The sequence below is a fragment of the Pararhizobium mangrovi genome (assembly GCF_006516965.1).
In the GTDB taxonomy this organism is placed as follows: Bacteria; Pseudomonadota; Alphaproteobacteria; order Rhizobiales; family Rhizobiaceae; genus Pararhizobium_B; species Pararhizobium_B mangrovi.
The window spans coordinates 1-14852 of the sequence record NZ_VHLH01000021.1 but is presented as its reverse complement, the minus strand read 5'-3'; the positions used below and the strand labels follow the sequence as shown (position 1 = coordinate 14852).

The 14852-nt window shown below is 65.0% G+C and carries 14 protein-coding genes; 7 read left to right on the top strand and 7 right to left on the bottom strand.

What is annotated here, in order from left to right; genetic code table 11:
• Positions 1-268 precede the first annotated feature (268 nt).
• Positions 269-1756: an IMP dehydrogenase gene (gene guaB, locus FJU11_RS11585; RefSeq protein ID WP_141167220.1), complete on the top strand. Its 1488-nt coding sequence runs from the start codon at positions 269-271 to the stop codon at positions 1754-1756.
• 84 nt (positions 1757-1840) lie between these two features.
• A complete protein-coding gene (locus FJU11_RS11580; protein WP_141167219.1) occupies positions 1841-2260 on the top strand; it encodes an MAPEG family protein in 420 nt (139 codons plus the stop codon).
• Here FJU11_RS11580 and FJU11_RS11575 read toward each other — a convergent pair.
• Positions 2241-3149 (bottom strand): hydrogen peroxide-inducible genes activator, encoded by a 909-nt coding sequence (locus tag FJU11_RS11575; RefSeq protein WP_235891001.1) that lies wholly within the window; start codon positions 3147-3149, stop codon positions 2241-2243. The genes FJU11_RS11580 and FJU11_RS11575 overlap by 20 nt on opposite strands.
• Positions 3150-3288: 139 nt before the next feature.
• On the opposite strand from FJU11_RS11575, the gene FJU11_RS11570 reads away from it, so the two are divergent.
• On the top strand, positions 3289-4806 hold the full coding sequence (locus tag FJU11_RS11570; RefSeq protein ID WP_141167217.1) for a catalase: 1518 nt from the start codon (positions 3289-3291) through the stop codon (positions 4804-4806).
• 120 nt (positions 4807-4926) lie between these two features.
• Here the strand turns inward: FJU11_RS11570 and FJU11_RS11565 are convergent, their stop codons facing one another.
• The gene (locus FJU11_RS11565; RefSeq protein WP_141167216.1) at positions 4927-6384 is read right to left on the bottom strand and encodes a DUF2252 domain-containing protein; all 1458 of its coding nucleotides are present in this window, start codon (positions 6382-6384) and stop codon (positions 4927-4929) included.
• 126 nt (positions 6385-6510) lie between these two features.
• Complete coding sequence (locus FJU11_RS11560; protein WP_141167215.1) at positions 6511-7452, bottom strand: LysR substrate-binding domain-containing protein; 942 nt, start codon at positions 7450-7452, stop codon at positions 6511-6513.
• A gap of 149 nt (positions 7453-7601) precedes the next feature.
• Here FJU11_RS11560 and FJU11_RS11555 point away from each other — a divergent pair, with 149 nt between their 5' ends.
• The 3 genes from FJU11_RS11555 (at position 7602) to FJU11_RS11545 (ending at position 9697) form a co-directional block, all read left to right on the top strand.
• Positions 7602-7880: a DUF1127 domain-containing protein gene (locus FJU11_RS11555; protein ID WP_141167214.1), complete on the top strand. Its 279-nt coding sequence runs from the start codon at positions 7602-7604 to the stop codon at positions 7878-7880.
• 306 nt (positions 7881-8186) lie between these two features.
• Positions 8187-9218, top strand: coding sequence for a DUF2156 domain-containing protein (locus FJU11_RS11550; RefSeq protein WP_141167213.1), 1032 nt, complete (start codon positions 8187-8189; stop codon positions 9216-9218).
• Between the two features lie 167 nt (positions 9219-9385).
• Positions 9386-9697, top strand: coding sequence for a hypothetical protein (locus FJU11_RS11545; RefSeq protein ID WP_141167212.1), 312 nt, complete (start codon positions 9386-9388; stop codon positions 9695-9697).
• Between the two features lie 324 nt (positions 9698-10021).
• On the opposite strand, the gene FJU11_RS11540 is transcribed toward FJU11_RS11545, so the two are convergent.
• The 4 genes from FJU11_RS11540 to FJU11_RS11525 all read right to left on the bottom strand — a co-directional run bounded on the left by FJU11_RS11540 (position 10022) and on the right by FJU11_RS11525 (position 14447).
• Positions 10022-11395 carry a glutamate--cysteine ligase gene (locus FJU11_RS11540; protein ID WP_141167211.1) on the bottom strand — a complete coding sequence of 458 codons (1374 nt, stop codon included), beginning with the start codon at positions 11393-11395 and terminating at the stop codon, positions 10022-10024.
• Positions 11396-11559: 164 nt separating this feature from the next.
• The gene (locus FJU11_RS11535; RefSeq protein ID WP_141167210.1) at positions 11560-12297 is read right to left on the bottom strand and encodes a 16S rRNA (uracil(1498)-N(3))-methyltransferase; all 738 of its coding nucleotides are present in this window, start codon (positions 12295-12297) and stop codon (positions 11560-11562) included.
• Between the two features lie 28 nt (positions 12298-12325).
• Positions 12326-13834, bottom strand: coding sequence for an inorganic phosphate transporter (locus FJU11_RS11530; protein WP_141167209.1), 1509 nt, complete (start codon positions 13832-13834; stop codon positions 12326-12328).
• 160 nt (positions 13835-13994) lie between these two features.
• Positions 13995-14447 (bottom strand): NUDIX hydrolase, encoded by a 453-nt coding sequence (locus tag FJU11_RS11525; protein ID WP_407946711.1) that lies wholly within the window; start codon positions 14445-14447, stop codon positions 13995-13997.
• Between the two features lie 204 nt (positions 14448-14651).
• Here FJU11_RS11525 and FJU11_RS18460 point away from each other — a divergent pair.
• The coding region (locus FJU11_RS18460; RefSeq protein WP_210242883.1) for a hypothetical protein at positions 14652-14852 on the top strand (201 nt) is incomplete at its 3' end.

Here is a 14852-nt window from a genome sequence, read left to right as displayed (position 1 = left end):
GATCGCCTCGGGGCCTTCGAAGATTTCTGGTGACGACGGCTAGAGGATTTCCGGTGAGTTCTGGTTCACCGGAAATGCCCCAGCTCTTTGCTTTGTCGCATTATCCGACGCCAAAGCGATCCCGCTTTGGCTGGAAATGCTCTGGGGCGTGGCACCCATCGGCGCTGCGCCCGTTTCCTTTCTCGAAGAGGCGTGGTACCAGCCCGTGCCAACCCCGGGCGCTTGCGTCCGAGGCACGTCTTTACCGTTTTGTGGAAAAGGGTTGGCCATGGTCCGCATCATCGAAGCCGCCGGCGGCGGCGCAGCGCTGACATTCGACGACGTGCTTCTTCAGCCCGACCATTCGACCGTGATGCCGAATGCCGTCGACATTCGCACGCGCATCGCCCGCGACATCGATCTCAACCTGCCGATCATCTCCTCGGCGATGGATACGGTGACGGAAGGCCGGCTTGCCATCGCCATGGCGCAGGCGGGCGGCATCGGCGTCGTCCATCGCAATCTCTCGCCCGAAGAGCAGGCCGAAGAGGTTCGCCAGGTCAAGAAATTCGAGAGCGGCATGGTCATCAATCCGGTGACGATCGGCCCGGAAGCAAGCCTTGCCGAGGCGCTCGACGTCATGCGCGGGAACCGGATCTCGGGCATTCCCGTGGTGGAGGACGGGGTCAGGAACGGTCGGCTCGTCGGCATCCTGACGAACAGGGACGTGCGTTTCGCCTCCGACATGCGCCAGCCCGTGCGCGAACTGATGACGAAGGAAAACCTCGTGACGGTGCGCGAGGGCGTCGGCCAGGAAGAGGCCAAGCGGCTTCTCCATCAATACCGCATCGAGAAGCTGATCGTCACCGACGAGGCGGGGCGCTGCGTCGGGCTCGTCACGGTCAAGGATATCGAGAAGTCGCAGCTCAATCCGCACGCCTCGAAGGATGCGCAGGGGCGCCTGCGCGTCGCGGCGGCGGCGAGCGTCGGCAAGGACGGGTTCGAGCGGGCCGAACGGCTGATCGACGCCGAGGTCGACCTTCTCGTCATCGACACGGCGCACGGCCATTCCCAGCACGTGCTCGAAGCCGTCAGCCGCGCCAAGCAGCTTTCGAATTCCGTACGCATCATGGCCGGCAACGTGGCGACGGCCGACGGCACGAAGGCGCTGATCGACGCCGGCGCCGATTCGATCAAGGTCGGCATCGGCCCGGGCTCGATCTGCACCACGCGGGTCGTCGCCGGCGTCGGCGTGCCGCAGCTTTCCGCGATCATGGCGTCCGCCGAGGCAGCGCGCGAATCCGGCATCCCGGTGATCGCCGACGGCGGCATCAAGTTTTCCGGAGACGTCGCCAAGGCGATGGCCGCAGGCGCTGCGGCGACGATGATCGGTTCGCTGCTTGCCGGCACGGACGAAAGCCCGGGCGAGGTCTATCTGCACCAGGGACGCTCGTTCAAGGCGTATCGGGGCATGGGCTCGGTCGGCGCCATGGCGCGCGGTTCGGCCGATCGCTACTTCCAGGCGGAAGTGCGCGACACGCTGAAGCTCGTGCCGGAAGGCATCGAGGGGCAGGTGCCCTACAAGGGACCGGTCTCGGGCGTGCTGCACCAGCTTGCCGGCGGTCTGAAGGCAGCCATGGGCTATGTCGGCGCGGCGACGCTCGCCGATTTCCACGAGCGGGCGACCTTCGTACGCATCTCGAGCGCGGGCCTGCGCGAAAGCCACGCCCACGACGTGACGATCACGCGGGAAAGCCCGAACTACCCGGGGGCGTGACGCCCCTGGCCGTCCGGTTTGCACCGCCGCCCCGTAAATGCCGGGGCGGCGCTTTCGACGACAGGCATCGGGGATGACGCCGCCATGAGCGCGACGACGATGACCTTCTGGCCGATGATCGCCCAGACGGCGCTGATCTACGTGATCTATCTGATCGGCTCGAACCGGCGTATGGCCGCGATCCGCAACGGCGAGACGCAGGCGAAGGACTATCTCGTCCCGAATGTCGAGCCTGCCTCGAGTGCGACCGCGATCCGCAACCTCTCGAACCAGTTCGAGCTGCCGGTCCTCTTTTACGTCGTCTGCTTGAGCCTCTACATCACCCATGGTGCGGGGCTCGTGGCGGTCGTGCTCGCGTGGGTTTTCGTCGCTTCGCGCGTCGTGCACGCCTATGTGCACGTGACGTCGAACGATCTTCGCATTCGTCGCCCGGTCTTCATCTTCGGCTTTTTCGTCGTCGGTGCCATGTGGATATGGCTCGCACTCAGGCTTCTTGCGGCCTGATCCATTCCGCGCCGTCGGCGATCACGCTTCGCGCGCTTTCGGCGATCGTTTCGGCCAGCGCCTCGAACGGGCCGCCATGCGAGCCCCGCCGCCAGGCGAGCGCCAGCGTGCGCGCCGGCTGCGGATCGGCGAAGCGCACCATGGCGAGCGCGTGCCGGGATCCTTCGGCCGCGACCGCGATTTCCGGCAGGAGCGTCAGCCCCATGCCATGCGCAACCATCTGCACGAGGGTCGACATTGAGGTCGCGCCGTAGCCGACGAGGCGGCGGTCGTCGGCAAGCGAGCAGACCGAAAGCGCCTGGTCGCGCAGGCAGTGGCCTTCTTCGAGAAGCAGGAGTTCACCGGGGTCGATCGCTTCCTGTCGGACCGGCGGGGCGAGACCGGCCCGCAGGTTCGCAGCACCTGCGAGCACGAAGCGGTCTTCCACGAGGGGTCGAACGGCAATGCTCGCATCCTCGATCGGCAAGGCGACGATCGCCGCATCGAGCCGGCCGCCGCGAAGGTCGGTGAGCAGGTTCGCCGTCACGCTTTCCTTGAGTTCGACGGCCGCAGCGCCTTCATCCCCGCGCAACCGGGGCAGAAGGGTCGCGACGAGATAGGGCGCTACCGTCGGGATCATGCCGAGGCGCACCGTCCGGTCGTGTGCCGCGGACGGGCCGACGCTCGCCTCGAGGGCGTCGATTTCGCCGAGGATCGCGCGAATGCGCGGCAGGACGCGCGCGCCTTCGGCCGTCAGTTCGCTCGCGCCGCGGCTGCGGGAAACGAGCTTGGCACCGAAATGACGTTCAAGCTCGTGGATCTGCGCCGAAAGGGCGGGTTGACTCACATGAACCGCTTCCGCAGCCCTGCGAAAATTCAAGGTGGTCGCCAGCGCATCGAAATAGCGCATTTGCCGGAGCGTGAGCATGATAGGAAATTGCTATCATAAGGGCGGACATTTTCAATTGGAAACTATCGGCCGGCGTGCCATATGCTCGTCTTAGAAGAATTCTAAACCCTTTCGCTCGACCAAGCATGGAGGTGATCCCATGGCCGATAAACCGAAACTCACCACATCCGCCGGTGCGCCCTGGGTCTCGAACCAGGATTCGCTGTCCGCCGGCGAGCGCGGTCCGCTCCTGCTTCAGGACTACCAGCTCATCGAGAAGCTGGCGCACCAGAACCGCGAGCGCATTCCCGAGCGTACGGTCCACGCCAAGGGCTGGGGCGCGCACGGCACGCTCAAGATCACGGGCGACATTTCCAAGTACACCAAGGCGAAGTGCCTGCAGCCCGGCGCCGAGACGCCGATGCTCGCCCGCTTCTCCACGGTGGCCGGCGAGGCGGGTGCCGCCGATGCCGAGCGCGACGTGCGCGGCTTCTCCTTGAAGTTCTACACCGAGGAAGGCAACTGGGACATGGTCGGCAACAACACGCCGGTCTTCTTCGTGCGTGACCCGTACAAGTTCCCGGACTTCATCCACACGCAGAAGCGCCATCCCAAGACGCACATGCGTTCGCCGACGGCGATGTGGGACTTCTGGTCGCTTTCGCCGGAGAGCCTGCATCAGGTGACGATCCTGATGTCGGATCGCGGCCTGCCGATCTCGCCGATGCACATGAACGGCTACAGCTCGCACACCTTCTCGCTGTGGAACGACGCCGGCGAGCGCTACTGGGTCAAGTTCCACTTCAAGACGCAACAGGGTCACAAGCATCATACCAACGCCGAGGCCGAGGAACTCGTCGGCAAGACGCGCGAAAGCTACCAGGAAGCGCTCTTCAACGCGATCGACGGCGGCGAATTCCCGCGCTGGAAGTTCCAGATCCAGGTCATGGCCGAGGAAGAGGCGGAGAAGTGCGACTTCAACCCGTTCGACCTGACGAAGGTCTGGCCGCACGACCAGTTCCCGCCGATCGACGTCGGCACCATGGAGCTGAACCGGAACCCGGAGAACTACTTCGCCGAGGTCGAGAACGCCGCGTTCTCGCCATCGAACGTCGTTCCGGGCATCTCCTGGTCGCCGGACAAGATGCTGCAGGCCCGCATCTTCTCCTATGCCGACGCGCACCGCTATCGCCTCGGCACGCATTACGAGCAGATCCCGGTCAACCGGCCGAAGTGCCCGGTCCATCACTACCACATGGACGGCGAGATGAACGTCTATGGCGGTGTCGCCACCGGTACGCCGAACGCCTATTACGAGCCGAATTCCTTCGACGGACCGACCGACAATCCGGGCCAGAAGGAGCCGCCGCTCAAGATCGACGGCAATGCCGATCGCTACGATCACCGCAACGGCCACGACGACTACAGCCAGGTTCGTACGCTCTTCGAGAAGGTTCTCGAGGATGACGAAAAGGAGCGCCTGTTCGCGAACGTCGCCGGCACCTGGCCGGGCGTGCCGGAAGAGATCTGCGAGCGTCAGCTCTCCGAGTTCAAGAAGGTGCATCCCGACTACGAGGCGGGCGTGCGTCGGGCTTGGGAAAAGGTGAAGGCGGAGGGCGGCTACAAGCCCAACGCGCAGCCGGTTTCCGAATCGACACCGCAGGAAGCGGCCGAATAGCAAGCACATGACGGGGATCGGCCGGCGGCCGGTTCCCATACGCCGAGATGAGGAAAGGGCCGGTGATCTGCGGATCGCCGGCCCTTTTTCGTTGCTGCGATCGATAGCCGTCTGTCGGCGTCAGCGGTAATCCTGCTGCACGGTCTCGAAGGCCCCGAGCTTGTGGTCGCGCCGGAAAGATTCGTGGTCGCGTTCCAGCCGGTCGCTCGTTTCCTCGGCGAACCGGACCATGTCGTCGATGAAGAGGCCGCGCGGGGTCATGGCGTCGAGAATGCTCGGCTCGATGTCGTAGTCGATCCGGCCGGCCTCGTCGGAGCGCGCGTGCGCCTGGGCGAGCGCGCGGCCGCAGGCTTCGGCGTAGTTCTTGAACTCGTCGTAGGAAAGGTCGTCGAGGTCGATGTCGTCGCGGAACGGAGCACGCTCGCGGGTCATGAAGCTCATGCCGTCGATATCGACATTGCCGTAGAACTGGTCGCCGTCCGTCAGGTGGACGGCTTGACCATGCGCAATGCGTTCACCGCGGCCCTCCGTACCGAACCCGTTGTCGGGCACGAGGCCATAAAGCGCGCTGCGGCGGGCGCGTTTGAACTCGATGATCGCATCGTCGGTACCGTCGCCGAGCGCTCCCTCGATCAGCACGTAGTAGCGCGAAAGCCCGAGCGAAGCCGTGCCCTGCCCGTGCCGGATTGCCACGTCCTTCACCCGCAAATCACCGAAGCGTCCGCCGGTCTCGATGCCCTTCTTCGCGACCAGCTCCTCGATCAGCTTCTGAAACTCGTCGCGCCGGCTCGAGATCGGCGTCAGTTCGTCGCTGACGCGAAAGCCTTCGCGCGTCTCGTTGGCGTAGCGCTTGTCGAGCCACTTCGAGCGATCTTTCATCGCGCTCTTGATGAGGGAGGAGATGATCTTCGGACTGTTGTCGAGCCGATAGACGTCGTCGATCTCGTCGGATTGCTGCGCATAGCGCGTCATGCCGGCAATGTAGCCGCTCACGAAATGCTTGGCGATCTTGCGGCGCTTCTTCTTCTTGAAACCGCCTTCCTCCTTTGCCGCGATCATGAAGCCGACCGCGCCGCGCTTGATGTCCCAGCTGAACGGACCGTAGCTCACCTCGTCGAAATCGTTGACCGAGAAGATCGGCACGTTGTCCCGGTTCGGCATCACGCCGAAATTTTCCGGATGCACGTCGCCGAGAAGCAGCACGGTGGGCATGCGCGCGTCGCTGCCCGCCATGTCGCGATAGAAGAGCAGTGCCGTTCCGCGGAAAAAGGAAAACAGCGACTTGGCGAGCTTATCGAACTTGGCGGTCGTGCCCTCGGCATGCGTGTCGATGCGGTCGGCATGGTCTTCGAGAATGCATGCGCGCACGTGTTCCCGGCGTCCCTGGCCGGTCAGCGTCTTCGGCAGCATGACGGCCGCTTCGGTGCGAAACTGCGTGGCGAGGCGAGCATAGGCCTCCACCCGGTCGCCCATCTTGCTCACCGGCGGCGGCGTCGACTTGTCGGCTGCCGCCTTCTTGCCGCTCTTGCCGTCCGACCCTTCCGCCCTCGCCTTCGTCGTCTTCTTTTCCTGTGCCATCCGTCGTCTCCGGGTTCGAGCGTTTCACCGCGACGGCGACGCTCGACCGGCGGTTTCCGGTAAAGGCCCGCGGCGCGGCGGCGAAGGGCAAACGCCCGGCCGACCGGCAGGTTTCACGCCGCCGCCCTACCAGGTCGCCGGCAGGTGTCCCGCGCGCGACCGGGAGGCGCGCTGCAGTGTGCCGGGCTCGCTAGAAAGGCGCGGATCGGCGAGGTCGTCGAGGCTTGCGACGATGTGTTCGCCGAGTGCGTCGATCAGCTCCGCAGGGGCGCCCGGCCGGCGCATCATGCCGATCTGGACGGGCGCGAGCGACGGAAATCCGTCCGCGGCGGAAAGCACCCGCATGCCGGGGCGAAGCGCCGATTCGGGAAGCAGCGAGACGGCGAGCCCCGCGAGCACGGCGGAGGCGACGACCGTGGACGACCAGCTCGTGAAGGGGATCCGATAGGCGCGGCCGACCGAATCGAGCGCCGAGCAGGCGAGGCGGCGCCAGGTGCAGTCGTGCCGGCCGACGGCGAGCGAAACCGGCGTCTCCTCGTGGGCGTGGTGGTTGAGCGAGCCGACCCAGTAGAGCGGTTCGGTGCGGATCACGCGGGAAGAGGGACGGCTGCGCGGATTATGGGTCACGACGGCGATGTCGAGCTCGTTGCGCTCGATCCTGGCGGCGAGGTCCCGCGACGATTCGCATACGATGAAGAGCTCGACATGCGGGTTGGTCTTGGCGAAGCGGGCGATGATGTCCGGCATGTAGCGCTCGGCATAGTCGTCCGGCACACCGATGCGCACCATGCCCGTCAGGCTTTCCGCATCGAAGGCGGCGATCGTCTCGTTGCTGAGCCGGATCAGCTTGCGTGCATGGTCGAGAAGTCGTTCGCCGTCCTCGGTCAGCCGATTGCCGCGCCCGTTCTTCGTGAAAAGCGGACGGGCGATGCGTTCCTCCAGCCGCCGCATCTGCATGGAGACGGCCGACTGCGTGCGCCCGACCTCTTCGGCCGCACGGGTAAAGCTGCCGCACTCGATGATGGCGATGAAGGTTCGAAGCTGGTCGAGATCGAGCGGCGCGGACATCGGTTTCATCCATCATTCTGTTTGATGGCCGATATTAGAAACATTCGTTGGACCGATCAATGGCGAACGGGCATTCATGGGCCACGAAGCAGGTGTGCGGTTTCCGACCGCAGGGATACACCGCAGTTTCGTCGAGGCGAGGTAGACCCATGAGCGTTTTCGGCAGGCATTCATCGACCCTTTCCGTATTTCTGCGCGCGAGCGAAGGCTGGCGTTCGCTGCGTTCGGACGTCGCATCGATCCTGCGTGCCCGGCGAAACCGACGGTCCGTGCGCCGGCTCGAAACGTTCGATGACCACGAACTCGCCGATATCGGCCTCAGGCGCGACGATCTGAGGGCCGCGCTCGCCATGGGGCCGCTCGGCGACCCTTCCGATCATCTCGTCGAGGCTGCACGCCGGCGGCGCGTGCGCATTCGCCGAGCCTGAAGAATGCCGCGTCCGCACCGTTCGGGTAGCGGGCGCCGAAGGGGTTCCCGACGGGCGGCGCTCACGCTCGTCCACCTGCCCGGCAGTTCGTTTTACAACGACTGCCGGGCCTTTCGATTCCCGACAAGCCCTTCGTTCGCTACCGGCTTTGCTCCGTGCTGTTTGCTCGCGGGCGAAAGGCTTGTGCTCCCCGCGCGCGGGGCGTAGATCGGCACCGCGCGCCGGCATGGCCCGTCCTTTCGTGCGACGCGGCGGACGGGCAACGGCACGCGCTTTCAGAATTGTACGCTCCGATGCATGGGCGCCATGGACACCCGTCTCTTCTTTCTTGGTCAAAAGCGCGAGCCCGGAACCGAAGCCGGCGTATCGCTCGACGAAAGGCTGGCGCTTCTGCGCGCCCATGGCGATTTCGCGCTCGCCTTCTCCGTCGCCTGCCAGCCGGGACTTTCGTATTTCGGCGACCGTGACGGCATCCTCGCCTACCGCATGGTCGGGCGGACCGCCTTCGTGCTCGCCGATCCGCTTGCCCCGCGCGAGCGATGGGGCGAACTCGTCGACGCCTTCGTCGCGCACTGTGGGGACGTCACGTTCTGGCAGATTTCCCGCGCGATGGCCGAACTGCTCGTCGCGCGCGGCTTTACCGTGAACGCGCTCGGCGTCGAAAGCGTGATCGACATGTCCGGCTACAGCTTCGCGGGCACGAAACGCAGAAGCTTCCGCACGGCGGTCAACCGCGCCGAACGGGCCGGCCAGCGCGTCGTCGAAGCCCGTCTCGACGACATCGATCCCGTTCGCGTCGAAGCGATCTCGCGGGCCTGGCGGGAAACGCGTACGACGGCGCGTCACGAGCTCGGCTTCCTCGTGCGTCCCGTCGTCCTCGAAGACGAACCGGGCGTGCGCAAGTTCTTCGTCCTCGACGATCATGACCAGCCGATCGCCTTCGCCTTCTTCGACCCGATCTATCGCGACGGCCGGGTTCTCGGCTATCTGTCGGCGACGCGGCGCTGGCTGCCCGAGGCAGACCCGCTTTCGGCCTATCTGATGGTCCGCCGCGCGATCGAACGGTTCTCCGAGGAGGGGGCGCTCGAATTCCACCTCGGCATCATGCCCTTCCACAAGATCGAGGATCGCGAATTCACCCATGACTGGCTGACGCGTCGGGCCTTCCGGTTCGTCTATACCAACGGGCTGACGAACCGGTGGATCTATCCGAGCCGATCGCTCGCCCGCCACAAGGAAAGCTATGGCGGCAAACGCAGGCCGACTTACTGTGCGATGAATCGGCACCCGTCCCTGCCGCGACTTCTTAAACTGCTACGGGCTTGTCGCATCGTATAAAAGACGAGATCCGCAGGGCATCAAGTCCTCGTATCACGATGACTTGAAAATAAAGATACGTTTCCTTCGTGGTAAAGAGTTGATCGTGCCGACATCGGAACTTTTGCAGTTTCTGAACTGTTTACGTCGGTCAGCTCCGGAAATTCCCAAGGATCGTGGAGAATAACATGCGTACCATCATGAAGGCAGCCTTTGCGGCTTCTCTGCTCGCCGGCTCGTGCGCTGGCGCTTATGCCCAAAGCAATACGCAGCAGAATACGACCGGTTCGGATGCCCAGAACTGCGACGCGAACAGCACGCTGTGCAACAGCAATGGCGGCGAAGCGTCCAAGGGCAACAGCTCCAACAATGCGTCGAGCGGTGAAAGCGGCGGCGATACAAACGGCGGTGCGAGCACCGGCAATACCGGCGGCACTTCCTCGGGTGGCAATAGCGGCGGAACGTCGAACGGCGGCTCCTCGAGCGGCAACTCCAACTAGCGTATTCCCGGTTCGGTCCGAAAAAGCGCACGACGATCCTGCGATCGAAGCCGATCGAACAGCGATCGCAGCAGAGCATGAAGACACGCGCGATCCCCTCTACCGGGATCCCGCGTGTCTTGTCTCTTTTGCCGTACATTGCCGAACGATCACCCGGTTCGACGGGGTGATCTCGATGAAGCGGAAATGCTCGCGTACGGTTTCCGGGTGGCCAATCCCGACCTCGGAAGGTTCGCGACAAGCCATCGCGAGACCTTGTCCTTCCCGACGCATTCGGACGATTACATCCGGCGCCGACAGCCGCACATCGCGGGTTTCAGACCTTCAGTACGCGAATTCCGAATAGACGGGCTCGACCGAGTGGTTCCAGCGCCCTTCATAGAGTGCGAGCATGCTTCCGGCGTAGGTCTGGCCCCTGGCGGCGATTTCTTCGAGCGGCGCAAGGAAATGCGATTCGTCGAACCCTTCCGCATTGAGGCGTTCGCGCGCGACGAGGCCGCCCCGCGAGATCTCGAGCACGTCTCGTACGATTTTGTGGAGGGTTCTCCCGTCGATCGTCGCGTCGAGCCCCTGTTTGGGAACGGCATTGCGCAGCGTCTCGACGTCGGCGTAACGCCAGCGCTCCGTCAGGGTTTCGGCGGCGCCGAGCGCGCCTTCGTCGTAAAGCAACCCGACCCAGAACGCCGGCAGCGCGCAGATATTGCGCCACGGCCCGCCATCGGCCCCGCGCATCTCGAGGAAGCGCTTGAGGCGAACGTCGGGGAACAGCGTCGAAAGATGGTTCGTCCAGTCGCCCATGGTGGGCCGGGCGTCCGGGACATCGCCTTCGAGCGCGCCATCCATGAACTGGCGGAACGTCACGTCGGTGCAATCGCGGTATTCGCCTTCGCGCAGGATGAAGTACATCGGCACGTCGAGCGCCCATTCGACATAGTCCGAAAACCCGAAATCGGCTTCGAAGGCGAACGGCAGGAGGCCGCTGCGCCGATTGTCGACGTCGCGCCAGATGTCGCCGCGCCACGAGAGAAAGCCGTTCGGCTCGCCTTCGGTGAAGGGCGAATTGGCGAAAAGAGCGGTGGCGACCGGTTGCAGCTTGAGCGCCACCTGCATCTTCCGGCGCATGTCCGCTTCGCTGGAAAAGTCCAGATTGGTCTGGATCGTGCATGTCCGGTACATCATGTCGATGCCCTTGGTGCCGACCTTGGGCATGTAGTTCGTCATGATGTCGTAGCGCGATTTCGGCATGCGCGGCATCTCGGCGCGCGTCCAGGTCGGCGATCCGCCGAGGCCGAGGAAGCCGATGCCCATCGGCTCGGCGATCTCGCGCACCTGCGCCAGATGGGCGTTCGATTCGCGACAGGTCTGGTGGATCGTTTCGAGCGGCGCGCCCGAAAGCTCGAACTGGCCGCCCGGTTCCAGCGAGATCGCGCCCTGTCCCGTCGGCTCGACAAGGCCGATGATGTTGCCCGCGTCGACGATCGGCTCCCAACCGAGCCTCGACTCCATGCCGCGCAACAGCGCGGAGATGGAGCGTTCTCCCTCGTAGGGGACCGGCGTGTTGTCGGCGGTGAAGAAGACGAACTTCTCGTGCTCGGTGCCGATGCGGAAATCTTCCGGCGGCTTGCAGCCGTCGGCGATGTGGGCGATCAGTTCCTGCGTGGACGTGATCGGCGTATCGTCAGTCGTGTCTCGGGCCATGCGATCTTACTCGCCCCTTTTCGGCGCGCGGCGAAAGGCGTCCTGCCTGCCGCGAACGGCCCGCGAGTGCAAGAAGAATTCTGTTGAACGACGTGTCACGTGCAAGCACCCCCGGTCTGCCGCTCCAGCCTGGCCTCGCCATCCGGCGGCCCCGTCCGGCCGCATCAATGCCAGTCGCCGATCGTCGCCTGCAATACCGCCATTGCGGCGACGGCAGCGGTATCGGCACGCAGGATGCGCGGTCCGAGCGGGATCGGCATGACGTTGGCATGGGCGGACAAGAGCGTGCGCTCCTCTTCGGAAAAGCCCCCTTCGGGGCCGACTAGAAGGGCAAATCGCGCCCCGTCGAGCCGTTTCAAGGTATCGAGCGGATTTTGGGTCCGGGCACCCTCGTCGCAGAAGATCAGCGTCCGATCGGATGGCCATGCGTCGAGCAGCGGCTTCAGCTTCACCGGCTCGCGGACGGCCGGCACGGCGAGGACGCCGCATTGCTGCGCCGCCTCGACCGCGTTCGCCTGCAGGCGCTCGACCTTCACGCGATGAAGCTGGGTATGGTGCGTGAAGACGGGCTGCAGGATGCCGGCACCCATCTCCACGGCCTTCTGGACCATGTAGTCCAGCCGGCCGACCTTCAGCGGCGCGAAGCAGTAGACGAGATCGGGGGCGGGGGGCTGCGACCGGGCCCGGTCCGTCATGGTCAGGACGAGCCGCTTCTTCGTCGGGAAGGAAAGGCGGGCTTTCCATTCGCCGTCGATACCGTTGAAGACGAGAATTTCCGCCTGGTCGGCAAGGCGAAGCACGTTTGCGAGATGGTTCGCCTGTTCCTTGGAGGCCGTCACTTCGCCGCCGGCATGAAGGCGCGCCTCGACGAACAGGCGATGCATTCGAAAATTCGCGCGCATCAGGCAGATTCCGGATCTCGCAGATCGCTCACAGGGCGAAGAAGGGGGTGAGGGCGAAGAAGACGCCCGCGGCGAGAAGGGCGGCAGCCGGCACCGTGAAGATCCATGCGGCGACGATCCGCATGAAGTGCGAGCGGCGCACGAGCTTGCGCCGGCGCTGCTCTTCCCGGGCGTGCGGTCCGGGGGCGGCCTTCGCCCGGCGTGTCTCGTTGCGCCGGACATACGCCATGCGACGGGGCGAGCGTGCGGTGTACCATTCGCGAAAGAGCCCGACGCCGAAGACGCCGCCGAGGGCGATGTGCGTGGAACTGACCGGCAGGCCGAGCCAGGAGGCGACGATGACCGTCAACGCCGCCGAGAGCGCCACGCAGAAAGCGCGCATTGGATTGAGCCGGGTGATCTGGCGACCGACCATGCGGATCAGCCGGGGGCCGAAGAGCGTCAGCCCGAGCGAGATGCCGAAGGCGCCGACGACCATGACCCAGATCGGGATCGTGATCGCCGTACCGACGGAACCGGCCTCGGCCGCGCCGACGATCGCCGCCAGGGGGCCGACGGCGTTGGCGACGTCGTTTGCGCCATGGGCGAAGGAAAGGAAGGCCGCGGAAACGACGAGCGGCACGGTGAAGAGCTTGCGCAGCGACTGGTTGCGGTTTTCGAGGTTGCGCGACTGCCGGCGGATGAGCGGATTGTAGACCAGCCAAGCGGCGAGCCCAACGACGAGCCCGGTAACGGTCGCGTCGGCCGGTCCGAGGTGGAAGAGGTGGCCGAGACCCTTGTAGGCGAGGTAGCTCGCAAACGCGCCGGCCATCACCGCGATCAGGACCGGCACCCATCGCCGCGCCGCGGCGATCTTGTCGTCGCGGTAGATGATGAAGATCTTGATGAAGGCGAGGAAGGCTGCGGCGATGACGCCGCCGATCAGCGGCGAGACGATCCAGCTCGCAGTGATCGCCAGCACCACCTCCCAATGGACCGCCGAAAGCCCGGCCGCCGCGACGCCTGCGCCGAGCACCCCGCCGACGACGGAATGCGTCGTGGAGACCGGTGCGCCGACATAGGTCGCAAGGTTGACCCAGAGCGCGGAGGAAACGAGCGCGGCGGTCATCGCTTGAATGAAGATGCTCGTTCCGTCGAGCGAGGCCGGTGCGACGATCCCATTGGAAATGGTCTGGACCACGTCGCCGCCGGCCAGAAGCGCGCCCGCGCTTTCGCACAGCGCGGCCATGACGAGCGCGCCGCCCATCGAAAGCGCGTTGGCGCCGACTGCCGGGCCGACATTGTTGGCGACGTCGTTGGCGCCGATGTTCAGCGCCATGTAGCCGCCGATCGCGGCGGCCGTGGCGATGAGCAGCGTCCGGTCCGTCCCGGAGAAGATCACGGCGACGAAGACGGCAACGGTGAAGAGGAAGATCAGCGCGATGCCCGGTCCGACCAGCGAACGGGAGACGAAACTCGTCGCTTCCTCGACATAGGCGAACTTGTCGAGATCCTTGTCGAGCGTCGGTTTGCGGGTTTCGGAGGAAAACTGGCTCACTGTGACGACGGTCCTCGCGGGGCGGGCATGGACGGCCGCGCGGCACGGATTCTCCCGTGCGCGAAGGGTCGCGGCAATGCTCGAACCCGGCGGGCGGATAGCGGGAATGATCGATCAGTGCAAGTTCGGCGAGCCTGAAGCGGTTTCGCCTCGTCCGGCATCAGCGGCGAAAACCGCCGAGCATCGCCTTCAATCCCGGCTCGTCGACGCGTTCGGCGGCCTCGGCCGGCGAGAACCAGGCAAGCCGGCGCTGCCCTCTTTCACGAAAGTCCTCGTCGAGACCTTCGACTTCGAGCGCGTGCACCTGCACCGTGCAACCGACCTTCAGGCCGCCACGCATTTCCTTGGCGTACGTGAAGGTGCCGAGCGGCGCCTGTTCGACGCGTCCGCGCACGCCGGCTTCTTCATGGGCTTCCATCGCGGCGATCGCCGCAGCCTCGGCACCCTTCATCGGCCATCCCTTCGGAACGACCCAGCGGCCGGTGCCACGGCTGGTGATCAACAAGATCTCGCAGGTGCCTTCACGTGCAGCGCGTCGCCAGCATAAAGCCGCGAACTGCAGACGGGGCGGCAGGACGAAGATTTCCTGCGCACCGTTGAGCGCCGTACGCAACGGGCGCGCGAGAAAGAAGGCCGATCGGGCGGTGGTCCGGGAAACAGGCACGGTCAAATCTCGTTCGTGTCTCAGGAAGCGCGGATAACCGGGATCCGCGAATCGATCCATTTCATCCTAGATGAGATGGGGCCGGATTGGCGAGTTGGCCATACTGCCGGCCGATCCCCGCTGGCATGACGGCGCACCATTCGGAGCAGATACGTGCACGCGCTGATCCGGCACCGACCTCAAGGGACGTTTCGCCGGCGACGCGATCGGGTTCGCAGATTTTTCGAAAAACTTCATGACGGTTCGTTGACAGGATCGGTTTGTCCATCCTATACAGCGTTCATCGACGGCGGCGGCGCCGGGGTCCATATGGGTTCTGGCGGTTGGCTGCTTTTTCCGACTTTTGGTGCTAGT